Genomic DNA, 22348 nt, shown 5'->3' on the forward strand with positions numbered 1-22348 from the left:
GGGGCTTTTGCATTTAGGGGATAGTGGACATCAAAGTTGACACATAAATTGCGGGAAATCATCAAAAATGCCGCAGACTCAAGGCTTTGGGGGAGTCTTGCAATTTCTTCCGAGCGCAGTGACTGTCCCAGATCACCCGCTCTTTCGCTTCCTTATCATGCCTTCCTGGGCGACGCTGGCGATCAAAACCCCCTCGCGGTTGAAGATGCGGCCCCGGTTGAACCCGCGCCCCGCACCAGACCACGGGCTGTCGGTTGCATAAAGGAGCCATTCGTCCGCCTTTGCCTCTTGGTGAAACCAAAGCGTGTGATCAAGGCTGGCCCCGACCAACTCGCCGCGCATCCATGACAGGCCGTGGGGAAGGGCGGAGGTGCCGAGCAATGTGTAGTCGCTGGCATAGGCGATGATGGCGCGGTGGAGCGCGGGGTCATCGGGCAGAGCGCTGGCCGCTTTGAACCAACTGTGGGCGCGCGGGTCTTTGGGCTCTGCGTTCATCCAGTGAAGCTTGTCGGTGGTGCGCATTTCGATAGGACGCGGGCGAAGCGCTATGGAGCGCTGGGCCTCGGTCACGCGGTCGCCCATCGCGTCGATCATGGAGCGGCGGACCTCCATATCGGGTCTGAGCGTATCGGGATCTTCAACCTTGGGCATAGGGGCATCGAGGTGTTCCAGACCCTCTTCAGCGGTCTGGAAAGAGGCTGTAAGGTTGAGGATGGGCGTGGCGGTGCCGTCCTCATTCTCCTGGGATGCGACAACCCGGCGATTGGAGAAGCTGCGCCCGTCGAAATCGCGTTCGATCCGGTACTCGATGGGAAGCCCCTCGCGTCCTCCACGAAGGAAATAGGCGTGCAGGCTGTGCGCAGATTTGACCTCAGGCACGCTGGCTTGGGCCGCTTGCAGGCCTTGCGCAATCACTTGCCCGCCAAAGACCCTTCCCACGCCGCCCTTCTGCGCCGAGCCGACGTAGACATCGGCGGCAACGCGCTCAACGGTGAGAAGTTTGATGAGGCCTGCAACGAGCTTTGCGTAGTCGGGTGTATCACTCATGGGGCGTTCCTTGAGCGCAGCGGGCGGCGCGCGTCAAGCGGGAGTGAGACCGACCTTGCGGATCGCGCGGTACGCGAGCGATTTTGCGCGGTTCGTGTGCGGCCAACGCTGAGGCGCTCTGGGATCAAGACCAAACCTGCGAAGCACACCGTTGAAAGCGCGGGCTTCGCTTTCATTGTAGCTCCACTGGGAGCGCCATGTGATGGAGAGCGAAACGCTGGAGTGCGGGCCGTTGCGCACGAAATGCGGCGCCATAACGGGCACATAAACTGCATCTCCCGGGCCCAGCGCAAACTCGGCTGCACCGTCCATGAAGCTATAATCCCATTCAAGCTCGCGGGGGCCCCCTGTGTGATAACTTTCATGCACGCTGTCGCTTGCAAACCGCGGATTTCCTGCGGGAAACTGGGTCATCACCTTGGTCCCGCGCACCTGCAGCAGGATGTTATGCTCTGGATCAAAGTGGTAAGGCGTGACAGCGCCGGGGCTCGAGATAAAGATGTACCCTTGCGGGGTGAGCAGCTCGCCCGTTTTGCTTTCGATCTCCTCGCGGACTTCACTGAGAAGGTCGCTCAGCAGTGCCTTGTAAGTTGCTGTTTGCTCCACGTTCTTGAGCACCGCCCAACTGTTGCTTTGCGTCACTTCGCGGATCGTCTCACCGATCGAAAGTCCGTTTGATGCAGGCTTGCTATCGACACCAATCGGCACATTTCCGCGGTTGTATTCAACGCTTTCTTCTGGAAGCCCCTCAGCGAGATGGGCGAGGGCATCCAGCTCAAGCAGAGGATGCTGGCCAAGAGAGTGCCGCAAAACATGCGGGCCTTCAGGATAGTGTTTTGCAAAGGTCTGACGCATTGTGAGATCAAAGGTCTCCAGACCCGATACTGCCTTGAGCGAAGGAGACTGCGCGTTCACCCGACTTAGCCTCGATCGCGCGTTTCGTAGGCCATAAGGGCGCGCGCAGTCAGGCGGCGCAGCGACCCGCCAACGGCGATATTGCGGCTCACAAAATGCCGCTTCTCGCGCCAGATCCGCTCTATCATTAAATGCCCTTGCGAGGCGCAGCTATCCGTCCAGGCGATGCCTTTGCGGTTCAGAATATCGAGATTCTCGAGCTGCAAAAGCAGTCCCGGCGAGAAACGCGAATATTCTTCGTCGAACGCGGTCTTGAAACTGTAAGCGCCCGGAGCCGTGAGGAAATTGGTGAGCATCGCGATGGGCTTGCCGTCCAAACGCAGCGCCAAGCGCTCAAGCTTTCCTGTCTGGGCGCACGCGTACATTGTGTCAGCGAAAAACGCATAGGAGGCCGCACTGTCTTTGAGCGCAGAGCCCGCATCACCCTTCCAACCTGCCGCCTCAAGCGTTAGGAATTGTTCGATCCAGGGTTCAAGGCACTCGGTCCCTTCAAGACGCTCGAAGGTCAGCTTGCCCAGTTCAGACAAGCGTTTGTGCTGACGTCGGAGTTCCTTGCGTTTTTTCGCACTCATCGCCTTCGCAAGGTAATCCTCAGGGCCATGGATTGATGAGAGCATCGCGCGCTCTTTGCGCTCTACGATGGCAGCCGGGCGGCGCATATTGCGAAGGACGCGGTCAAGCGCGTGATTGAGCACACCGTGCTCTGGCAGCGCGGGCAGGTGAAGGAAAAGCGCAGGTCCCGGTGTGTTGTCGAGATGCTCAAACAGGGCGCGCCAAAAGCCTCCCTCTGATCCCTTCGCAACAAGGGGGGCACCGTTGAATGCGTTGTCGTGCAGCCAACTGCTCATATGGGGCAGAGTGTGGCCATAGTAGTTGTTAGAGCGCACCAGTGGAAGCACACCGGAAAGCACTCCGCGGCTCCAAAAAGCGGCAATCGCGTAATCTTCTCCGATAGCGAACTGTTCTAGGGAGGGCCCTGCAAACCAATGCTCGAAAAACGGATTGGGTTCGGCAGCGCGGTCCGCGAGCGCCTTCCACGCTTCAACGAAATCTCGCGACATAGCGGTCTGCACATTCAGAAGGCGCAGCTCTCCTTCAAGGCTACTGATCGGCTTTGTATTGCCGGGAAGGGTCGGAGTGCTCGCTTGCATAATCGCGCAACAGATAGGGGAAATCCCTGCGTCAGCGCTATAAACTTGCGTAAAGACATTTTGGTTGCGTCACAGCGGGACACTTAATGCCGCAAATGCAAAGAGCCCCGCCGCGGCTGGACCGGGCGGGGCTCTTCAATGGCGGGTTGAAGGTGCTTAGTGAGCGCCGCCAGCCAATGCCGCGAGCAGAAGCAGCGCAACGATATTGGTGATCTTGATCATCGGGTTCACAGCAGGGCCTGCAGTGTCCTTGTACGGATCGCCAACAGTGTCGCCGGTCACAGCCGCTTTGTGAGCTTCAGAGCCCTTGCCGCCGTGATTGCCGTCTTCGATGTACTTTTTCGCATTGTCCCATGCACCGCCGCCAGCGGTCATGGAAAGCGCGACGAACAGACCGCCGACGATCACACCAAGAAGCAGTGCGCCAAGCGCTGCGAAGGCGTTGTCTTGACCTGCAAGGAAGTAGATCACGAAGTAGGTCACAATCGGTGCCAGCACTGGAAGCAGTGAGGGCACGATCATTTCCTTAATCGCAGCCTTAGTCACGAGGTCCACGGTCCGGGCATAGTTTGGACGGCTGGTGCCTTCCATAATGCCTGGATCGTTTGCGAACTGATCACGCACATCGACAACCACATCGCCAGCAGCCCTGCCCACAGCGGTCATGCCCATCGCACCAAACAGGTACGGGAGGAGCGCGCCAAGCAGAAGCCCGACGATGACATATGGATTTTCAAGGCTAAAGTTGACGTTCGCATCTGGGAAGAAGAGGCGAAGGTCGGCGGTGTAAGCGGCAAACAGCACGAGTGCTGCGAGCCCTGCTGAACCAATGGCATAGCCTTTGGTCACAGCCTTGGTGGTGTTGCCCACAGCATCGAGAAGGTCGGTCTTTTCACGAACACTCGCGTCAAGCTCAGCCATCTCAGCGATACCGCCAGCGTTATCGGTCACCGGACCATATGCATCGAGCGCCACAACCATCCCAGCAAGTGCGAGCATCGCGGTTGCACCAAAGGCGAGACCGATAAGGCCTGCGAGTTGGTACGCACCGATGATCGCTGCGATGATGACGATGGTGGGAAGGGCGGTCGATTCAAGGCTGATCGCAAGACCTTGGATCACGTTCGTGCCGTGGCCCGTTTCCGAAGCCTTGGCGATTGAGCGCACGGGACGATAGTTCGTGCCGGTGTAGTACTCAGTGATCCAGATGATGATGCCGGTCAGAGCCAAGCCAATGAGCGAACAATAGAACAATGCCCGGCCAGTGAACTCGATACCGCTTGGGCCTGCGCCCAATACCGTGTTCATATCTGCGCCAACCGTGCCAAGAGCATGCGCTGTGGCAAACCAAATCAGTGGGATTGCCAGAACGGCTGTGACGATGAAGCCTTTGTACATCGCGCCCATGACATTGGTGCCATTGCCGAGACGGACAAAGTAAGTGCCGATGATCGAGGTAACGATACACGCGCCGCCGATCAGAAGCGGCAATGCCATCATTGGCAAAAGCATCTCGCCCAATTGCTCAGCGAAGAGCAGAGCGGTCAAAACCATGGTTGCGCCAACGGTCACAACGTAAGTCTCGAACAAGTCAGCGGCCATACCAGCGCAGTCGCCCACATTGTCGCCCACGTTATCGGCGATTGTTGCAGGGTTACGGGGGTCATCCTCCGGAATAGAGGCTTCCACCTTACCCACGAGGTCAGCGCCAACGTCGGCGGCCTTGGTAAAGATACCGCCGCCCAAACGCGCAAAGATCGAGATGAGCGATGCGCCGAAGGCAAGGCCAACAAGGCCGTCAATGACGATCCGGTCATTCGGCGCAAGCGCCATCGGGCCGACAAGCACATAGAAGAAGACCGCAATCGCCAGAAGCGCGAGACCTGCCACCAGCATGCCTGTGATCGCGCCAGCGCGAAACGCGATGGTGAGGCCCTCTTGAAGGCCTTTTTCAGCCGCAGCTGCCGTGCGCACGTTGGAGCGCACCGAGATGTTCATCCCGATATAGCCCGCAACGCCTGAAAGCACCGCACCAATGACAAAGCCCACCGCTGGGATCGGCCCAAGAGCCACTCCAACGATAATCGCGGCGACCACGCCGACTATGCCAATCGCTGTGTATTGACGGTTGAGGTAAGCTTGAGCGCCTTCTTGAATAGCGCCCGCAATCTCTTGCATTTTGGCATTACCAGCGCTGGCACCCAGCACTTGGCGGCTGGTCACGATACCGTACACAACGGCAAGCAGTCCCAGCCCAATTGATATAAGAATTAAGTCCACGAAGAATCCCCTCTCCAAAGCGTGGAAAACCATGCGCATGGAAGGGACCGGACGTTATTATCTCTCATTCGCCGATCCCATGCGCCGAGGCGCGCCAACTTATCGGGAGAATGCGCTTACACAAGGGCGAATGCGTGTGCGCGGTGGGAAACTTCGCATTTTTGCAACCAAGTTTGCAATTTTAGCTGTGTTCGAAGCCCAAACCTTCTCCGTTTACGAGCGGATGACCGTCAAGGAAGAGCGGCGCGAACCCGGCAGGCCCGACCGTTCCAATGCGCTCTGCATTTATCGTGGGCTGCATTCCGGCGGGCAGGGTGAAGAGCAATTCGTAATCATCACCCCAGCGCAAAGCATCTTCGCGGCGCTCAGGCGATGCAACCGGCACCGCTTCGCTCTCGAGCGCGATGGAGACCCCGCTTGCTTCGGATAGCCGGAAAGCATCAAGCAAAAGCCCGTCCGATACATCCATCATGGCGCTGACGAGCGGTGCGAGCGCGCGGCCTTCGGCAAGGCGAGGGGTGGGGCGGTTGAAGACGGCAAGATGTTCCGCGTCGCCCTCAAAGCCCAGCATTGCGCGGCCCAAGATGCCGGTCACATAAACTTCATCGCCGATATTTGCGCCCGCGCGGGAGGGAACGGGGGTGTAAGTCGCCCTACCGATCGCGGTGAGGCCCAGCACATTTGCGCCCGCCGTTTTGACGGTGTCCCCGCCAAGCAGTGGCGTGTTGAAAGCGTTGAGGGCTTCTGCAAGGCCGCTCAGGAACCGATCATCCTCTTGGCCAAGGCAGTGCCCAAGCAGCACTCCGATAGGCTCCGCGCCCTTGGCCGCTAAGTCCGAAAGATTGCTGGCGACGAGCTTCCACGCAACGTCTGCCATATCCGCATCCGACCGGAAATGAGTGCCCTCAGCCATGATGTCATGGTTGAAGATCAGCGTCTCGCTGCCGAATTTGAGCACTGCGCAGTCATCTTCAAACCCGCGCGCTCCACTGTGTAGAGGAAGGCCGCGCAAGGCGGTGATGAAATCCGCCTCGTTTATGGCCGAACCTCTTTGGCCACCGCATCAAGCAAGCCGTTCACAAACTTCGCCTCGCGGTCATCGAAGAAGGCTTTGGCGACCTCAACATATTCGTTGATCGCAGCCGCTGCTGGAACATCGGCGCGGGCCAAAAGCTCATAGGCGCCAGCGCGCAGGATCTGAACCATGGTCTTATCAAGCCGCGTCAGCGTCCAGCCATCGGAGAGCTTGGCCGTGAGCACCGCGTCAATTTCATCGCGGCGCGCATCGACGCCGCGCACCAGATCGTTGAAGAAATCGACCTCGACCGCTGCCAGTTCCTGACCGCCGCCGCTGTCCTCGTCATCAAGGCGCTCGCCAAGACGGTGGCGGTGAAATTCAACGAGAAGTTCGTCGACCTTAGTGCCCTCCATCTGGTGCTGATAGAGCGCTTGCACACAAGCAAGGCGCGCAGTCGAGCGGGCTTGAGATTTGGGATTGGTGTTCATTTGAGGCGCAATTCTACTGATTTGGCGTGGGCAGGAAGCCCTTCTGCATGGGCAAGGGTCGCAGCTGCAGGGCCAATCGCGCCAAAGGATGCGTCGTCCAACTCGATAAAGCTGGTGCGCTTCATAAAGTCGAGCACCGACAGTCCGCTGGAGAACCGCGCGCGCCTGCCGGTGGGCAGAACGTGATTGGGCCCCGCGACATAATCGCCCACAGCCTCAGGCGTCATGCGGCCAAGGAAGATGCTGCCTGCATGGCGAACCTTGCCCATCATCGCCTCGGGATCATCAATGGCAAGCTCCAAGTGCTCAGCGGCCAGAGCGTTGATCAAATCGGGCGCTTCAGTCTCCATGTCATTCACAAGAATGATCACCCCGTGATCTTCCCAGCTTGCCTTCGCGGTCTTGGCCGTATCGAGCATGCTGATCTGCACATCGACACAATCGGCGACCATAGCGGCAAAGCCGGCGTCATCGGTGATCAGGATGGATTGCGAAGTGGGATCGTGTTCGGCCTGACTGAGCAGGTCAGCAGCGATCCAGTCGGGGTCATTCTTACCGTCTGCTACGACCAGAATTTCGGACGGCCCTGCGACCATATCAATGCCGACAACGCCGTACAGCTGACGCTTGGCCTCTGCGACGTATGCATTGCCTGGGCCAACGATCACATCGACCGGTTTAATCCTCTCAGTGCCGTAAGCGAGCGCGCCGATTGCCTGCGCTCCGCCAACGCGCCAGATTTCGTCAATCCCTGCAATATGGGCGGCCGCCAGCACAAGTGGGTTCGAATTGCCCCTGGGCGTGGGAGTGACAACGACAACGCGGTCCACTCCGGCAACGCGGGCAGGGATCGCATTCATCAAGAGCGACGAAGGATAAGCCGCCCGGCCGCCAGGAACGTAAAGCCCCGCTGCATCCACTGGACGCCAAATCGCGCCAAGCCGGGCCCCGCTTTCGTCTTTGAAATCGCGGTTTCTGGGTAGCTGGGCTTCATGATAGGCGCGGATACGGTCTGCGGCCATTTGAAGCGCATCGCGCTGTTCGGTCTCTATTTGGCCGTAAGCCTCTTCGCAGCGTTCCGCTGTTACCACCCAGTCCGCATCGTCGATCAACGAATAGCCGTCGAAACGCTGCGTGTACTGAATTAGCGCGTTGTCTTTGCCTGTACGCACTGTGCGAAGAATGTCCTGCACGGTGCCTGCAACATCGCTGTCTGTATCGCGGCGCGCTTCGACCACGCGGGTAAAGTCGCGCGCAAAATTCGGGTCAGTGGCGACGAGCTTTTGCATCAGGCGGCATCCTTTTCCGCACGGGTCTCGGCGTCTTTGCGAAACGCATCGACCAGCTCTGCGACGCGGCGGTCAGTTTTATAAGCTGCGCGGTTGACGATCAGCCGCGCGGTGATGTCGATTATCCGCTGCGTTTCAACCAGGCCGTTCTGCTTAAGCGTTGCGCCCGATGAAACAAGGTCCACAATCTGCCGAGCAAGGCCCAGAGACGGCGCCAATTCCATCGCGCCGTTAAGCTTTACACATTCCGCCTGAATCCCGCGCGCTTCAAAGTGTCTTGCGGTAAGGCCTGGATATTTGGTCGCAACCCTGAGGTGACTAGCGACCGCGTCATCATCGGTATCGCCCGCTAGCCTTGCGATAGACAAACGGCAGTGGCCGATGTCGAGGTCTACGGGTGCATACAGATCATCGTAGTTGAACTCTTCGATCACATCAGAGCCAACGATCCCGATTTGCGCCGCGCCGTGAGCAACAAAGGTCGCCACATCGAATGCCCGCACCCGGATTAGACGCATGTCTTTTCTTGATGTATCGAATGACAAGGATCGGTTTTTCTTATTATGAAAACCGTCATCAGGCACAATTCCTGCGCGCTCCATCAAGGGGAGCGCTTCGTCCAGAATACGCCCCTTCGGCACCGCGAAGGTGAGCTGGCTCCTAGATTGGTCGGCGCGGGTCGAGGATAGATCATGTGTCATGAGCCCCGCGCACTTAAGGTGTCGCCACCCAAAGGGCAACAAGAAGAGCTACAACAACAATAACTGGAGGCAGCAGGAAATATGAGCGATGCAGCTAAGGGGCAGGCGGGGATCATGGCGATCGAGGAGTTTGATGCGGCGACCGCGTGGCAAGCGGATCACGCTGAGATCAATCACGCGCCGTGCACTGCTCGCATTATTCGTGCGCTTACCAAGGTCATCGAGGGCGATACGGCGTGCGCCCGGCGGATGTCCTCGTGGCAGGGTCTGACCTTAAAGGACGCGATGCCGCTGCGCATTGCGGGCGGGTTGCACCATCTTGTGCTGTCCGGCGTGGATGACCGGCTCGCGCAGGTTTATTCGGGCCACATCACCGATCAGGGCGAGGTCGACCGGCTCGTCTGCGCGCTGTTTGAGGCTTACGACAGTCTGCTTCTTCCGTGGTTTGATGGCCCACCGCAAACCAACGAGGCAGGGCGCTCTGCCAGCATTATGGCTGGGCTGTTGTGGCTCTCACACCGCGTTCATCCGCGTTTTGAACTCTTCGAACTGGGGGCAAGTGCCGGGGTGAACACAATGCTTGATCGCTATCATTTCCGGCTTGGAGAAACTCAGATCGGTCCTGCAAATTCGCCGATGCAGATTGTGCCCGAGTGGAGAGGAGAGCGCGGTTCGCCGCCTGCGCCCGCCGGTCAGTTTGAGATCCAATCGGTGCACGCCTGCGATGTCTCTCCTATCGACCTAACTGACGAGAATTGCGCATTGATGTTAAAATCTTACGTATGGCCAGATGCACCGGGAAGATTGGCGCGGATTGATGCAGCGGTTTCATTGGCGAATGAAAAGCCGCCAAGCCTTGTCCAAATGGATGCGGCGGACTTTGTGGAGGAGCGCCTTGCCGCCCCGCAGGAGCCGGGCACGACGAAGGCGATGTTCCACTCCATCATGTGGCAATATATGCCTGAGGCCTCTCAGAATGCGATCACCGAAAGGTTCAAAGCAGCGGGAGGTAAGGCGACACCTGAAACCCCGCTGGCTTGGGCGGCGCTGGAGACCGATCCGGCGACCTTCCGCCATGAGCTGAAGGTCCGCTATTGGAACGGCTCCGCGGAAGATGGCAAGTCGTGGACGCTTGCCTTTGCTCATCCGCATGGCGCCTGGGTGGAATGGCTCGGAGCCTAGTTCGGCCCCTCACCAAATTCCCGGTTTAGCTGCAGCTAGTGCAGCCACAATCGCAGCAGCCGCTGCCCGATTTGCAATCGGTGCAGCCGCAATCGCAATTGGCCGGCACCGTGTCTGCTTGGATATGATATACCATATTAAAACTCCTTATCTTTTAGAGACTTACGTGAATATCACGGGTTTGTCAATCAAAGGGGTGGTGCATTCACATTGGTAGAAATTCTTCCATCGCGTCGATTACTTTGTCAGGCGCTTCCCACGGCACGAAGTGCCCGCAATCGGGAACCTTGACGAGGGTGAGCGGCGAGATGATGTCCTCCATCCCGTCGAGATTCTCGGGCGGCAGGGCGATGTCATCCATGGCCCAGATCACCAAAGTGGGAATGGTTAAATGGGGCACTTGCGGCGCGGCGTAATCGGCTGGCAGCTCAAACGGCTCGTCCATGCTCGGGACCACCATAGGCGTTGCGCGGTAGTAATTGAGCATCCCGAAAGCTGCATCACGGTCTTCGTAATCGCGCATCAGGATCGCACGTTCTTCTGGGTCAGAGGTGGAGGGGTTGTCCCACTCCGCCGCCGTTTCAAGCAGCGCTGAAAGCCCGCCTTCGCGGATCAATGCATCATTCGCCGTGTCACGAAACGCTCTTATATATTGCGAGGCGCTGCGCTGATTGTGGGATGTGAACAGCAGCTTTTGAAAGATTGCAGGATGCGGTGCATTGGCAATGATCGCGCGGGTCACACGGGCGTGCTGCCCGCCCAGAGCCACACCCCATGCGATTGCGCCGCCCCAATCATGGCCAACGATAGTGAATTTCTCGATGCCTAAGGCGTCTGCCAGAAGGAATACATCGCCGATAATCTGATCCGGCGTGTAGGCCTCCACTTCCTTAGGCTTTGATGACCCACGATAGCCGCGCTGATCGGGCGCGATGCAGCGGTATCCCTTCGCCGAGAAATGTGCGATCTGGTGACGCCAGGAGCGGTGATTTTCGGGAAAGCCATGCAGGAAGATCATCGGATCACCGCGGTGCGATCCGTCTTTGGGGCCTTCATCGACCACATCGAGCTCAATCCCGTTGGCCAAGGTGACGCGGTTCTGCTCAAGCGTGATCATTGGGTCTCTGCCTCCATGCGCTCCATATAACCAGCGGCCACCATGTTAGCGACTTGGTCAAGCAGCGCATCGGGTGTGCGCCGCGCCTCGCCCATTTGCAGTTCCATCCCCCGCGCAACGATGATCTCGCGCTCGCCAGCTGCAATCCCATCTAGCATGGTTTTAGCAGCATCTGCGGCCGGAATGCCTTCGTCGATGACCTTGTCCGACACGCCGCGCTTCGTGCCATCGGCGGTCATGGCATTGCGCGAAACATCAGTGGCGACAGAGCCGGGATAAATCATGTGCACGCTGATCCCTGATTGCGAGAGTTCGGCCCTCAGCGCGTCGCCATATCCAGCAAGGCCAAACTTCACAGCGGAATAAGCGGTGCGCATGGGCACGCCGACTTTACCGGCGATGGAGGAGAGAAATCCAAGAGCGCCTGAGCCGCGCTCTGCCATGTGACCGATGAGGCCTTGGCTAAACGCGATTTGCGCGGTGAGGTCGATGTCGATGATATCGCGGTAGACTTGCATATCGGTTTTGAGCGCGCGGGAACGCTGAGACACGCCGGCATTGGCCACCGCCAAATCAACGCCGCCCCTCCAAGCGATCGCTTTGGCCGTCGCATCTGCCAAGCCCGCATCATCGCGCACATCGAAGGGCAGGATCAGCGTTTCGCCGCAATCCGCCGCGACCCGCGACAACCGCGCTTCATCGCGGCCCGACAAGATGACATGCGCCCCCCGGCTCGCCAGATCGCGCACCAATGCAGCCCCAATTCCCGAAGATGCGCCGGTGATCCAAGCGACTTTGCCGGTGTAATCCATCATTCTCTCCCTCGATTATGTGTGGGGGAGGTGCTCGCAATTGTGACAGCCAGGGGCAAGCAAATTGTTTCTACCAAATTGTTTGCGGCAAATTGTTTGCGGCAAATTGTTTGTGGTCAGGTTCCGCAGGGTGTCCGGTCCGCTCCGGCGATGATGTGCGCAAGGTTCTCAGGAAAGATCGATTCGTCCCAAGTGGCCAGTTCAGCCAATGCAAACCAGCGGTGCTGGGTCATGACTTGGCGTTCAAGCTCGGTATGGCCGCTCGTCTCGATTGTGGGATCAGAGATCCGCACAAGAAAGTAGCGCTCATCGGCTTGGATGGGCTCACCTTCGACTGTTACGAATTCAGGCGTGGTCCGCGCGATTTGAGCGCCAGGGTCTGCTTGAATGCCTGTCTCTTCGAGTAACTCGCGGGTCGCTGCCTCTTCGAAGCTCTCATGAGGCTCGCATTCTCCCCCGCTGTGACCCAGAACGGCGGGCGGTCAGACACATCGAAACGGAACAGCAAAACGCGGTCTTGCGCGTCGAGGACGATGATCCGCGCCGCGCGCCGAATGCGTTTTGAATTGCCGAATTCGTTCATGGATATGCGCGATCGCTTAGGCGGGCACGCTCGCCTTGATCGCAACAGCATGCACACGCTGACCGACAATATCGCCCAGCGCCGCGATCACCGCGCGCTGGCGGGCGAGGCGGGTCATGCTCGCAAATTCAGCCGCTTCGATCACCACGGTAAAATGGGATTCGCCCGATCCATCATCGCCAGAATGCCCGGCGTGTTGGTGGCTGTCATTGATGATCTCGAGCGAGCTTGGAGCAAAGGCCTCGGTCAAAAGCTCCTGCATTTCTTGTGCAACAGTGCCGCTCATTTTTGCTCATCCCCTAGTTCTCGTGATTTCACGCCTTGGAATTTGGCGTCTTAATCGCCATTCTCAAGCACTTTATGGCAAATTCACGATTTCACGGCCGCTATGAAGGCGAGGGAAGGGTGTGCGAACACCCCACTTGCCGTGAGGCGGGCGAATTTCGTGCGCCCGGATACCGGGCCAGCGGATTTGACGGGCCGGGCGAATATCGCTGGTTTTGCTTGGACCATGTGCGCGAATTTAACGCAGGCTACGATTGGTTCGAGGGGATGAGTGCAGAAGAAATCCTCAACGCACAAAGCCCGGTGAACGGGTGGCGGCGCGAAAGCCCGACCTTTGGCCCGCGTGCAGGGGTCGATGGAATGCCGCGTTGGAACGATTTCGACGATCCCCTGGACGCGATTTCGGCGCGCGCCAATGGCATCAAAAGCCGCGCTCAACGTCAGGCTGCCCATCAAATGTCGGGGCGATGGAGCAAGCCAGAGGCCGAAGCGCTTGAGGTTATGGGGCTGGGTTCTGATACCGATAAAGCCAAACTGCGCCGCCGGTATTCAGAGCTCGTGCGGCGCTATCACCCTGACCGCAATGGCGGGGATCGCAGCTATGAGACGCGGCTCACCAAGGTGGTGGATGCCTATCAACTGCTGCGCAAGGCGGCGGCGATTGTTTGATGCAGCCTAGGCCTCGATGTCGCAAATGACCTCGAAGCTGCCAAAGATCATGCGGGCGCCGTCAAAAGGCATCGGATATTTTTCAGGGTCCAGCCTTTCGTCTTTGTCTTCGCCGCTTTCCATTTTGGTCATTGCGGCATCGCGGGTCGCCTTATCAGGCCATTCGACCCAGCTAAATCCCACTGTCTCACCCTCTTTCGCAGCCACCGCGCGCCGCATGTCGGTGGTTTTGCCTTCTGGCACATCAACGCCCCAGCCATCCACCACGCGCAGCGCCCCGTTGTCGGTGAACCATGTGTTCACGGCTCTGCTGTGCGCAATATATGCCTCGCGGTTTTCGCTGGGTGTTGGTGTCAAAAATCCGTCAATGTAGGTCATTGTTTCACTCCCGGCCGTTCGGTTTGGCGCCTAATCTTTGCGGTGGCTGCCATTTTGTTTGAAGGCCCACCGCAAAGTTTTGCCTATGCCCCAAGTGGCGGCTCTTGCGGGCAGGGCAGTGAGCACGGGCCTTTGAAGTTTGAGCATATCGCGGGCAAAAGACGGCAGCATAGCAACGGCCTCTGCGCCGATTATCGTCTGCACCGCAACGGGCGTGCCCTTGGGCCGCTGGCTCAGGACCAGTTGCGCGACCTCGCGCGCTTCGGGCGATGCTTTCAAGTCGCCGCGCATCTCGCGGAAAATCGCATCAGCCTCGCGCCGGGTTTCGGGCACAGGATCAGCGCCAAGCGCGCGCGCAATCACAGCGATTTGGGCGTAATATTCATCCTGTTTACGCCCAGGCATATCCGGCCGCACATGGCGAAGGTATCCAGCAAGAAAGCTCTGCGCTTCGGTAACATGGACCCAAGCCAGCGTGCGCGGATTGGTCGCCTCATAACGGCTGCCATCGGGCAGCGTCCCGCCCACACGCGCATGAATGCGGTTCACCCGGTCAATCGCCTTCATTGCCTCATCGCGGTGGCCAAAAGTCGTAACCGCGATAAAACGCGCCGTGCGCTGGAGACGCCCGTGCATATCCTCGCGAAAATTGGAGTGGTCGAGCACCCCTTGCAGCGCATGGGGGTGGAGCATTTGGAGCATCAAAGCGCGCACTCCGCCGGTCATCATCCCTACCAGGTCTGCATGGACGAGACGGATCGGCGTGTCCTTTTCGAACAGGGCCTCATCCGAAGGGGGAACGGGCTTTTGCTTTGCCGCTTGGTCGTTAAACGTCGCGCGGACTTGGTCCACGAGCTTGAGCCTTATGGTTTCAACCGGGGAGGACATGGTGAGAACGGTATCACAGTGATCGCATTTTTTGGAGTTTTCTTCTCTTTGATTTTCCATCTGATGCTCGCATCATGGGATCATGGAAATAAACGCAGATTTCGCCCAGTGCGCGCTCATCCGAACCCAAACGCTCGACTGGACACCGTCACCAATGGACGGGGTGACCCGCCGTATGCTCGACCGGATTGGCGGAGAGGTAGCGCGGGCGACCTCTATCGTGCGATATGCGCAAGGCAGTTCTTTTCCTGAGCACACCCATTCCGGCGGTGAGGAATTTATCGTCCTCGAAGGTGTTTTTCAGGATGAGCACGGCGACTATCCGGCGGGCACATATGTGCGCAATCCGGTTGGCACACACCACGTTCCAGCCTCTGCGCCCGGGTGCACGATTTTCGTGAAACTCTGGCAATTTGACCTTGAAGATCAGGAGCAAATGGCCGTCGATATGAACGCAGCCCTCCTCACTCCTGATCCAAACAGTCCAGGAGTAAGCCGCCATGTGCTCGCCGCGCGCGATTATGAACATGTGTCGCTTGAGGTTTGGGAGGCAGGGACAAGGCAAAAGCTCATTCATAACGGCGGGGTGGAAGTGCTTGTTTTGCATGGGGCGGTCACTTTGGACTGTGTCACATATGGCGCGCAGGATTGGCTGCGCATCCCAGCAGATGAAGTGGCCAGTATGACCGCAGGCGATTTGGGCGCACGCTTGTGGATCAAACGCGGTCATTTGGGTGAAATCCGCGTTCCTGATCAAGTTGCTTAAACGGGCTCTTGCAGGGGCGCGCTGAGCCCACTAACGACCGTATTGAAATGAACACGCACACTTCAGATGAATTCACAGGCGCTGCGGCGCTTCCTACCGAGCCTGATACTACGCTTGATGTCCGAGATACATTTGGCGTCGATGTCGATTGGCAGGTTCCCGCTTTCAGCACGCCATCAGAGCATGTACCAGAGCTTGACCCTTCTTACGTGTTCGATCCCGACACGACGCTCGCGATCCTTGCAGGTTTTGCGCACAACCGCCGGGTGATGGTTCAAGGCTATCACGGCACGGGTAAATCCACCCACATCGAACAGGTCGCAGCGCGCCTTAACTGGCCGAGCATCCGGGTCAATCTAGACGCGCACATCAGCCGGATCGACCTTGTGGGCCGTGATGCAATCGTTCTCAAAGATGGCCTCCAAGTCACTGAGTTCAAAGAAGGCATTCTTCCATGGGCGCTTCAACACCCGGTGGCATTGACCTTTGACGAATATGACGCAGGGCGCCCTGACGTTATGTTCGTGATCCAGCGCATTTTGGAATTTGATGGCCGCCTGACGCTGCTTGATCAAAACCGCGTGATAACACCCAACCCGCACTTCCGCCTGTTTGCGACCACCAACACGGTCGGCCTTGGCGACACCAGCGGGCTGTATCACGGCACGCAGGCGATTAACCAAGCGCAGATGGACCGCTGGAACGTGGTGTGCGCACTGAACTATCTGCCCGCCGAAACCGAAGAGCAGATTGTCGCCTCGAAGACCGACGAGACTTCGCCTGAGGTTATCGCTGACATGGTCAAGGTCGCAGACCTCACGCGCCAAGGGTTTATGAACGGGGATATCTCCACCGTAATGAGCCCGCGTACGGTCATCACCTGGGCGCAAAATGCCAGCATCTTCAATTCGGTCGGCTTTGCCTTCCGCCTGTCATTCCTCAACAAATGCGACGAAGCAGAGCGCACATTGGTGAGCGAATATTACCAGCGTGTGTTTGGTGAAGATTTGCCTGAGAGTGCGGCATAAAGGGCGAAGGGTTATTCGCCCACTTGCCCATTGCCGTGTTACTCTGCTAATACACTGCGGCAATGGCGCTGTTTGAACGATTCTGGAAACGCTCGAGCCGTGAGGATTCTCGCGATGAAGAGCGCGGCTATTACGCCCTTTATGAATCGCAGCGACCACTTGATCCTGACGAAGGGTCATCCACTGTTTATCGCTCACCGGGTTCCACCGACTTTTCGCGCTGGGATGCTGGACTTTCGCAGTTGGATGCAGGCGGCGGAGCGGCCACGGGAACGGGCTCAGGCGCGCTTGTTCCCAAGGATCGCGGGTCGTTTTGGAAACGCGCGTTTTGGCTGGGGCGGCGCAAACGCTGGTGGGTGGTTCGCATTGTTGCGGCAATTATCATGCTGTTTATCGTGCTTGTGGCGTGGCTTGCGATCACCGCGCCGCTTTCCAAAAGCCTCGAACCTATTGCCGCGCCCCAAGTCACATTGCTTGCCAGCGACGGGACGCCGATAGCTCGCAGCGGAGCTGTGGTGGCTGCGCCTGTCAAAATCGCAGACCTGCCAGATCACGTGACTCAGCCCTTCATCGCGATTGAGGACCGGCGGTTTTATTCGCATTGGGGCGTGGACCCGCGCGGAATTGCGCGCGCGGCATGGAGCGGCCGGGGCGGGGGCTCTACCATCACACAGCAGCTTGCGAAATTCACCTGGCTCACCCCCGAACGCAGCCTCACGCGCAAAGCGCAAGAAGCGATGATCGCGTTTTGGATAGAGAGCTGGCTGACCAAGGATGAGATCCTCGAGCGCTATCTTTCGAATGCCTATTTCGGCGACAATCAATATGGGCTGCGCGCCGCCTCGCTTCATTATTTCTATCGCAAACCAGAGAACTTGAAGCCCGAGCAGGCAGCGATGCTGGCAGGGCTTTTGCAAGCGCCATCGCGCTATAACCCGACCAAGCATTACGACCGCGCCAAGAACCGTATGGACTTGGTCGTGGGCGCGATGGTGGATGTGGGATATATGACGCAAGCCGAGGCGGATGCACTGCCCAGACCCAAGATTGACGTGCGCGCCCGCAATGACCTGCCCACAGGCACCTATTTTGCCGATTGGGCGCTTCCCTTGGCGCGCGAGAGATTGGAGGCGGGATATGAGAAACTGGTGGTGGAAACCACGCTCAATGCTCAGCTCCAGGCACTCGCGAACAGGGTTGTGGGCAGAGCAGGGCTGGGCGATGCTCAAGTGGGCCTTGTCGCAATGCGGCCCAGCGGCGAAGTTGTCGCCATGGTGGGCGGTAAATCCTATGCAAACAGCCCCTTCAACCGGGTGACACAGGCGCGCAGGCAGCCAGGCTCGACGTTCAAACTGTTCGTCTATCTTGCCGCGCTCGAAGCGGGATGGGACCCTGAGGACACCATCTCGAACCAGCCGATTGAAACGGGCAGTTATCGCCCCAAAAATTCACGTGAGCGTTATTCAGAAACGATCACGTTAGAAGACGCCTTTGCCTCCTCCAGTAATGTCGCTGCAGTGCGGCTTTTCGATGAAGTGGGCAGCGAGGCTGTGATCCGCACGGCGCGTTCCTTAGGGGTGCGGTCCGATCTGCCGAAGGGGGATCCAAGCGTGGCGCTGGGCTCATCCAGCATGACATTGCTCGAGCTTACCTCTGCTTATGCAGGCGTTGCGGCGAATGAATATCCGGTGCGTCCCTATGCCTTCCCGCAAGAGGAGGAAAGCTGGTGGGAGTGGCTGACTTCGAGCGAGGATAGCACCTCTGGCCGGGTCCATGACGATATGGAGCAGATGCTGCGCGCGGCGATTAATCGCGGGACGGGGAAGGCGGCGGAACTGCCGATTGCAAACTTTGGCAAGACCGGCACCACGCAGAACAACCGCGATGCGCTGTTCGTGGGATATGCGGGCGATCTGGTGGTGGGCGTATGGGTTGGCAATGACGACAATTCATCGCTTGGCGGCGTAACCGGCGGCGGGCTTCCAGCTCGCATTTGGAAGGACTTTATGCGCGGCGCTCTCGACCTGCCAGCGCCCAAACCCAAGGCCTCACCCGATCCGCAAGGACCGGTGGAACCTTTCGATATTGATATAGAGGAAGGCGAGGAAATCCCGCTGGGCGAAGATGGCACTTCCTTGCGTTTTGAAGAGAATGGGGTCGTGCTATCCCAAGACGGTGTGCCTGTCGAACTGCGCCTTTCCGAAGATGGGTTAGAGCTTGACGAGACCGGTAACTAAGCCATCAGAATATTCAAAATTGCGCTCGCAATCGGCTTGCTGCGATCGGATTGCCATGCCTCAACACTGATATTGGCATTGCGCCGTCCCATGCGGGTGATGCGCGCTTTGGCATAGCTGGTGAGCGGTTTGCCAGCGGACAGATATTGCACAGTTATGTTTACCGGTTTCAGCCTAGCCTCCCGGCCCTGTTCGGCCAAAGCGCTGCGCAAAGCGGCAAAGGCGGCGTTTTCCAAAAGGCCCCCAATTGCGCCGCCGTGGTAGTGACCGGGACGCCCTTCGACATCCGAACTGAAATCGACGGTGAGGATTGGAATACTGTCCTCAATCTCGTGGACTGTAATGCCAAGCGCCTGAGCATAGGCGGGAAGTGTCGCAGCATCAGCCATTGCCGGTCTCCTTCATTTTCGCCTCTGCCTGCGCCTTGACCTGCCGTCCGATAGCCTTGGGATCGGCCGAAAGCGTCATAAAGACGCCCGCCATGGTCGCCACGGTATCTTCCGGGTCGCCATCATGCGCAATGCCGCGCACAAAAGCGGCGGACTTGGTGATCCGGTAGCATTCCACCCGCGCCCAAACCGCGCCTCGCTCTTTGGCAGGGCGCTGATAGTCGACCCTCAGATCGAGTGTGGCCACTGGTGAGAAAGTGCCCTTCTTGCACCATATGCACATGCCGCTTGCCATATCGAGCAGGCTGACGATGGGCCCCGAGGCCAGCACGGGACGGTCCGGTTCGCCCAGTAGTTTTTCGTTCCAAGGAAGCTTCAGCTCCACCCAGTCATCGCCGTGCCCCGAATACTCCAGGCCAAGCCAGCCGGGATGGGCGCGCGACATAAAGAACTTGCTGACCTGCGCGGGGTCGAAGCTTTCCATGGAGGGCTGATCATTGCTCATAATTGCCACTTCATTGCAGCGGACAAGCGCATATGACAACGCCTAAAGCATCCGGCCTCTGAGAGTTTCTGCCTCCAGCGCGCCCCTAAAGGGCGCGCTCAAAGCACACCGCCTGCCATGCGGTCGATTGCGCCTTGCAAAATCACCGCAGCGGCGTGGGCGTCGATGGCCTTTGCCCGCTTGGCTCGGCTCATATCCTGTCCGATCATCGCCGCTTCCGCTTCCTGTGTAGACCAGCGTTCATCCCAAAGGAGCAGGGGAAGCGCAAAGGCTTCTTCCAAATTGCGAGCAAAGGCGCGGGAGCTTTGTGCGCGCGGGCCTTCGGTGCCGTCCATATTGCGCGGGAGGCCAAGGACGAGGCCTTTGACCTCGCGCTCCTTGATAAACGCCTCCAGCTTCGAGCGGTCCTTGCCCCATTTGCTCCGGCCTATGACGGTGCCATTGGTAGCAAAGCGCCAGCCCGCATCGCATGTCGCAGTGCCGATAGTTTTGCTGCCAAGGTCAAGCCCTAGAAGCACGCCTCCATCGGGCAATGCCTCGCTAAAATCAGGGGCGGACTCGGTGATCAATCAGTCTTCGCCTTCTTGCCCGCCGTTAAAGGCGCTTACCCGGCGCGCGACATCAGCCTGCGTATTTGCCCAAAAAAGCGGGATGTCATAGACGTGGTAATTGTTCCCCGGCAGCACGTAAGAACCCATTTCTGGCGGGTCACCTATCATCAACAGGCCGCGTTCATCGCACCTTGCTGGCACAGCCTGGGGGACAAGCTCGCCGCTGGTCATGCTGTCATCGGGCACCAATGTCCCGAGGTTTGCCTCCTTGTCAGCCGCAGCGCCGAATGTACCGGTCAGTGGGTTTGTGCAAAGGATCTGGCTGTCACCGCGCGGGGCTCCATCAAAACCGATAGAGGCCGAATAAGCGTCAAACACCGAAGAGGGATCAGCTGGCTGGGCAAAGCTCGACCATGAGAGAAGGCACCCGGTCTGCTCAGCCGTTGCGCATGCAGGGACGCCCAGTGCTGGCAAGTCATGCTCAACTGAAATAGGCCAGCCAATGGCGTAATATGCGGCGATACGGTCTGAGAGGCCCTTTTCCGCGACCTCTTCGCGCAGCAGCCGCAGCAAATGCACCGATCCTTGCGAATGCCCGGCAAGCACAATCGGCATATCTGTATCGAGAGAATCGACGAAGAAACGGAAGGCTTCAACTACGTCATCATAGGCGGCATCAAGCGCTTGCTGAGCCTCTGGCGCGTCGGTCAGAAACGCACCCAAAGTTGCCTGCCTGTAACGCGGCGCCCAGATCTCGTCGGCTGCGTTGAACGGGCTCGCCATACCCCGGATATAGATACGGGCGATCCGTTCGGCTTCTTCATGGCCGATGGGCGCGTTCCAACTGTCCGTGTCGCGGTAACTTGTGGGGTGGATAAAGAAGACGGCAAAGTCAGGCGTGCCGTCACCTGCAGGCGCGGGCGGGCCGGCGCGCTCATTCGCATAGGCTGGTTGCCAGCGGGCAGGGTCTTTGACACCGATGCCGGGGCGCGAATACCACAGGGCCGGGTCTTGATAGGCGCTCGCCTCAAGCGGTTCCTGCTCGGCGAATTCCACATCGGGCACGAACACAAAAGCGGTGAGTTCTTGCGACCACACGCGCAGAATTATGAGCGCTGCAAATATCAAAACGATGATGATTGCTATTAAATAGAGGAACTTGCGGGCCATCAAATAAGCCTTTCTGGAGCGCTACTCAGCCGCCTCTTCTTCTTCCGAAAGGGCCGGACGCAGCGTTGTCCAGGCTCTATCACCGCGCATCGCTGAGAACCATGAGAGCGGGTTCCAAGTGGCTGAGCCATCAAGGCTGAAGGTGATAAATTCTGCTCGCCCGCCAATGTTTTCCATTGGGATGCCGCCGCCAAGCCCGCTTAGTTCAGCGGCAGCGCGGCTGTCCGCGCTTTCGTCGCGGTTATCGCCCATCGCAAAAACCTGGCCTTCGGGAACGGTGTATGGGCCAAAATTGTCGAGCGGTTGGTTTTCGTGGTCGATGATCAGATAGCTTGCCCCATTAGGCAAAGTCTCGCGGTAGGTGGGCGGTTCGAAATAAACAGAGCCATCCGCATCGCGCACTCTGAAGGGATCGAAGGCAGAAAGGCATGGGGAGCCATTGCAAAGCAGTTCAGGCTCAAACGGAATGCGCACCGGAGGTACGACCTCACGCTTTACCGGCGTACCGTTCAAGATGATCCGCCCGTCGCTTACCTCGATGCTATCACCGGGCAGCGCGACAACGCGCTTGATGTAGTCTTCGTTGCGCGAAGGATGCACGGGGATCACCACATCGCCATATACTGGTGTCGAGCCACGCACGCGCCATTCCCCGCGCGGCAGCAAGTGGAAGCTCGCCGAGGCCCATGACCAACCATAAGGATATTTACTCACAATAAGGCGGTCGCCTACATGAAGACCGGGCATCATCGAGGTTGAGGGGATATAGAACGGTTTTGCCACAAGACTGTGGAACATCAGCACTCCGAACAGCATCAAAGCCAGCCCGCGTATTTCCGCGAACCAGTTGATTTTTTCTTCCTCACCGTCGCCCTTCTTGAGCTGCTGGCGCAGTTCGT

24 protein-coding genes are annotated in these 22348 nt (G+C 58.4%); 5 read left to right on the forward strand and 19 right to left on the reverse strand.

The features are described 5' to 3' along the window. Window positions 1-132: 132 nt before the first annotated feature. From AC0V60_RS03425 to hisG, 8 genes are all read right to left on the reverse strand, one after another. Complete coding sequence (locus AC0V60_RS03425) at window positions 133-1047, reverse strand: acyl-CoA thioesterase (RefSeq protein ID WP_486177141.1); 915 nt, start codon at window positions 1045-1047, stop codon at window positions 133-135. 33 nt (window positions 1048-1080) lie between these two features. Continuing rightward, window positions 1081-1902, reverse strand: a complete 822-nt coding sequence (locus AC0V60_RS03430; protein ID WP_486179421.1) for a cupin-like domain-containing protein — start codon at window positions 1900-1902, stop codon at window positions 1081-1083. A 65-nt stretch (window positions 1903-1967) separates the two neighbouring features. Continuing rightward, a complete protein-coding gene (locus AC0V60_RS03435) occupies window positions 1968-3113 on the reverse strand; it encodes a GNAT family N-acetyltransferase (RefSeq protein WP_486177142.1) in 1146 nt (381 codons plus the stop codon). A gap of 156 nt (window positions 3114-3269) precedes the next feature. Further along, a complete protein-coding gene (locus AC0V60_RS03440; RefSeq protein WP_486177143.1) occupies window positions 3270-5393 on the reverse strand; it encodes a sodium-translocating pyrophosphatase in 2124 nt (707 codons plus the stop codon). Window positions 5394-5574: 181 nt separating this feature from the next. Then, a complete protein-coding gene (gene thiL, locus AC0V60_RS03445) occupies window positions 5575-6432 on the reverse strand; it encodes a thiamine-phosphate kinase (protein ID WP_486179422.1) in 858 nt (285 codons plus the stop codon). Next, complete coding sequence (gene nusB / locus AC0V60_RS03450; RefSeq protein ID WP_486177144.1) at window positions 6429-6899, reverse strand: transcription antitermination factor NusB; 471 nt, start codon at window positions 6897-6899, stop codon at window positions 6429-6431. The genes thiL and nusB overlap by 4 nt, the downstream gene beginning before the upstream one ends. Further along, window positions 6896-8188, reverse strand: coding sequence for a histidinol dehydrogenase (gene hisD / locus AC0V60_RS03455; protein WP_486177145.1), 1293 nt, complete (start codon window positions 8186-8188; stop codon window positions 6896-6898). The genes nusB and hisD overlap by 4 nt, the downstream gene beginning before the upstream one ends. Next, window positions 8188-8889, reverse strand: a complete 702-nt coding sequence (gene hisG / locus AC0V60_RS03460; RefSeq protein ID WP_486177146.1) for an ATP phosphoribosyltransferase — start codon at window positions 8887-8889, stop codon at window positions 8188-8190. The genes hisD and hisG overlap by 1 nt, the downstream gene beginning before the upstream one ends. Window positions 8890-8970: 81 nt before the next feature. Between hisG and AC0V60_RS03465 the strand changes: the two genes are divergently transcribed. Further along, the gene (locus AC0V60_RS03465) at window positions 8971-10071 is read left to right on the forward strand and encodes a DUF2332 domain-containing protein (protein WP_486177147.1); all 1101 of its coding nucleotides are present in this window, start codon (window positions 8971-8973) and stop codon (window positions 10069-10071) included. A 205-nt stretch (window positions 10072-10276) separates the two neighbouring features. Here the strand turns inward: AC0V60_RS03465 and AC0V60_RS03470 are convergent, their stop codons facing one another. The 4 genes from AC0V60_RS03470 to AC0V60_RS03485 form a co-directional block, all read right to left on the reverse strand. Next, a complete protein-coding gene (locus AC0V60_RS03470) occupies window positions 10277-11188 on the reverse strand; it encodes an alpha/beta fold hydrolase (protein ID WP_486177148.1) in 912 nt (303 codons plus the stop codon). After that, a complete protein-coding gene (locus AC0V60_RS03475; protein ID WP_486179423.1) occupies window positions 11185-12000 on the reverse strand; it encodes an SDR family NAD(P)-dependent oxidoreductase in 816 nt (271 codons plus the stop codon). Before AC0V60_RS03475 ends, AC0V60_RS03470 begins: the two co-directional genes overlap by 4 nt. Before the next feature lie 116 nt (window positions 12001-12116). Continuing rightward, entirely contained in the window at window positions 12117-12470 is a 354-nt protein-coding gene (locus AC0V60_RS03480; protein ID WP_486179424.1) for an NUDIX domain-containing protein, read from the reverse strand. 129 nt (window positions 12471-12599) lie between these two features. After that, a complete protein-coding gene (locus AC0V60_RS03485; protein WP_486177149.1) occupies window positions 12600-12869 on the reverse strand; it encodes a BolA family protein in 270 nt (89 codons plus the stop codon). Window positions 12870-12943: 74 nt separating this feature from the next. Between AC0V60_RS03485 and AC0V60_RS03490 the strand changes: the two genes are divergently transcribed. Continuing rightward, complete coding sequence (locus AC0V60_RS03490; RefSeq protein ID WP_486177150.1) at window positions 12944-13537, forward strand: J domain-containing protein; 594 nt, start codon at window positions 12944-12946, stop codon at window positions 13535-13537. A gap of 6 nt (window positions 13538-13543) precedes the next feature. Here AC0V60_RS03490 and AC0V60_RS03495 read toward each other — a convergent pair whose 3' ends face one another. Then, on the reverse strand, window positions 13544-13915 hold the full coding sequence (locus AC0V60_RS03495; protein WP_486177151.1) for a DUF1428 domain-containing protein: 372 nt from the start codon (window positions 13913-13915) through the stop codon (window positions 13544-13546). A 30-nt stretch (window positions 13916-13945) separates the two neighbouring features. Beyond that, complete coding sequence (locus AC0V60_RS03500; protein WP_486179425.1) at window positions 13946-14803, reverse strand: oxygenase MpaB family protein; 858 nt, start codon at window positions 14801-14803, stop codon at window positions 13946-13948. Between the two features lie 82 nt (window positions 14804-14885). On the opposite strand from AC0V60_RS03500, the gene AC0V60_RS03505 reads away from it, so the two are divergent. From AC0V60_RS03505 to AC0V60_RS03515, 3 genes are all read left to right on the forward strand, one after another. Continuing rightward, complete coding sequence (locus AC0V60_RS03505; protein WP_486177152.1) at window positions 14886-15569, forward strand: cupin domain-containing protein; 684 nt, start codon at window positions 14886-14888, stop codon at window positions 15567-15569. Window positions 15570-15616: 47 nt separating this feature from the next. Then, window positions 15617-16597: a cobaltochelatase subunit CobS gene (cobS, locus tag AC0V60_RS03510; RefSeq protein WP_486177153.1), complete on the forward strand. Its 981-nt coding sequence runs from the start codon at window positions 15617-15619 to the stop codon at window positions 16595-16597. Between the two features lie 62 nt (window positions 16598-16659). Next, entirely contained in the window at window positions 16660-18834 is a 2175-nt protein-coding gene (locus AC0V60_RS03515; protein ID WP_486177154.1) for a transglycosylase domain-containing protein, read from the forward strand. Here the strand turns inward: AC0V60_RS03515 and AC0V60_RS03520 are convergent. From AC0V60_RS03520 to lepB, 5 genes are all read right to left on the reverse strand, one after another. After that, complete coding sequence (locus tag AC0V60_RS03520; RefSeq protein ID WP_486177155.1) at window positions 18831-19223, reverse strand: PaaI family thioesterase; 393 nt, start codon at window positions 19221-19223, stop codon at window positions 18831-18833. The genes AC0V60_RS03515 and AC0V60_RS03520 overlap by 4 nt on opposite strands. Continuing rightward, window positions 19216-19728, reverse strand: coding sequence for a PaaI family thioesterase (locus AC0V60_RS03525; RefSeq protein ID WP_486177156.1), 513 nt, complete (start codon window positions 19726-19728; stop codon window positions 19216-19218). The genes AC0V60_RS03520 and AC0V60_RS03525 overlap by 8 nt, the downstream gene beginning before the upstream one ends. Before the next feature lie 98 nt (window positions 19729-19826). Further along, window positions 19827-20297 carry a Holliday junction resolvase RuvX gene (ruvX, locus tag AC0V60_RS03530; RefSeq protein WP_486177157.1) on the reverse strand — a complete coding sequence of 157 codons (471 nt, stop codon included), beginning with the start codon at window positions 20295-20297 and terminating at the stop codon, window positions 19827-19829. After that, window positions 20298-21449, reverse strand: coding sequence for a DUF3089 domain-containing protein (locus AC0V60_RS03535; RefSeq protein ID WP_486177158.1), 1152 nt, complete (start codon window positions 21447-21449; stop codon window positions 20298-20300). A 21-nt stretch (window positions 21450-21470) separates the two neighbouring features. After that, window positions 21471-22343 (reverse strand): signal peptidase I, encoded by an 873-nt coding sequence (gene lepB, locus AC0V60_RS03540; RefSeq protein WP_486179426.1) that lies wholly within the window; start codon window positions 22341-22343, stop codon window positions 21471-21473. Window positions 22344-22348: the final 5 nt, after the last annotated feature.

Source organism: Erythrobacter sp. S259 (assembly GCF_057364965.1).

Bases quoted from the DNA above. Each gene is read 5' to 3' on its own strand.
- AC0V60_RS03500 (WP_486179425.1), bottom strand. From the start codon at position 14,803: ATGTCCTCCCCGGTTGAAACCATAAGGCTCAAGCTCGTGGACCAAGTC.
- AC0V60_RS03465 (WP_486177147.1), top strand. From the start codon at position 8,971: ATGAGCGATGCAGCTAAGGGGCAGGCGGGGATCATGGCGATCGAGGAG.
- AC0V60_RS03430 (WP_486179421.1), bottom strand. From the start codon at position 1,902: ATGCGTCAGACCTTTGCAAAACACTATCCTGAAGGCCCGCATGTTTTG.
- AC0V60_RS03475 (WP_486179423.1), bottom strand. From the start codon at position 12,000: ATGGATTACACCGGCAAAGTCGCTTGGATCACCGGCGCATCTTCGGGA.
- hisD (WP_486177145.1), bottom strand. From the start codon at position 8,188: ATGCAAAAGCTCGTCGCCACTGACCCGAATTTTGCGCGCGACTTTACC.
- AC0V60_RS03505 (WP_486177152.1), top strand. From the start codon at position 14,886: ATGGAAATAAACGCAGATTTCGCCCAGTGCGCGCTCATCCGAACCCAA.
- AC0V60_RS03535 (WP_486177158.1), bottom strand. From the start codon at position 21,449: ATGGCCCGCAAGTTCCTCTATTTAATAGCAATCATCATCGTTTTGATA.
- AC0V60_RS03425 (WP_486177141.1), bottom strand. From the start codon at position 1,047: ATGAGTGATACACCCGACTACGCAAAGCTCGTTGCAGGCCTCATCAAA.
- AC0V60_RS03520 (WP_486177155.1), bottom strand. From the start codon at position 19,223: ATGGCTGATGCTGCGACACTTCCCGCCTATGCTCAGGCGCTTGGCATT.
- hisG (WP_486177146.1), bottom strand. From the start codon at position 8,889: ATGACACATGATCTATCCTCGACCCGCGCCGACCAATCTAGGAGCCAG.
- AC0V60_RS03435 (WP_486177142.1), bottom strand. From the start codon at position 3,113: ATGCAAGCGAGCACTCCGACCCTTCCCGGCAATACAAAGCCGATCAGT.
- AC0V60_RS03525 (WP_486177156.1), bottom strand. From the start codon at position 19,728: ATGAGCAATGATCAGCCCTCCATGGAAAGCTTCGACCCCGCGCAGGTC.
- AC0V60_RS03515 (WP_486177154.1), top strand. From the start codon at position 16,660: ATGGCGCTGTTTGAACGATTCTGGAAACGCTCGAGCCGTGAGGATTCT.
- nusB (WP_486177144.1), bottom strand. From the start codon at position 6,899: ATGAACACCAATCCCAAATCTCAAGCCCGCTCGACTGCGCGCCTTGCT.
- AC0V60_RS03470 (WP_486177148.1), bottom strand. From the start codon at position 11,188: ATGATCACGCTTGAGCAGAACCGCGTCACCTTGGCCAACGGGATTGAG.
- AC0V60_RS03485 (WP_486177149.1), bottom strand. From the start codon at position 12,869: ATGAGCGGCACTGTTGCACAAGAAATGCAGGAGCTTTTGACCGAGGCC.
- cobS (WP_486177153.1), top strand. From the start codon at position 15,617: ATGAACACGCACACTTCAGATGAATTCACAGGCGCTGCGGCGCTTCCT.
- AC0V60_RS03490 (WP_486177150.1), top strand. From the start codon at position 12,944: ATGGCAAATTCACGATTTCACGGCCGCTATGAAGGCGAGGGAAGGGTG.
- AC0V60_RS03495 (WP_486177151.1), bottom strand. From the start codon at position 13,915: ATGACCTACATTGACGGATTTTTGACACCAACACCCAGCGAAAACCGC.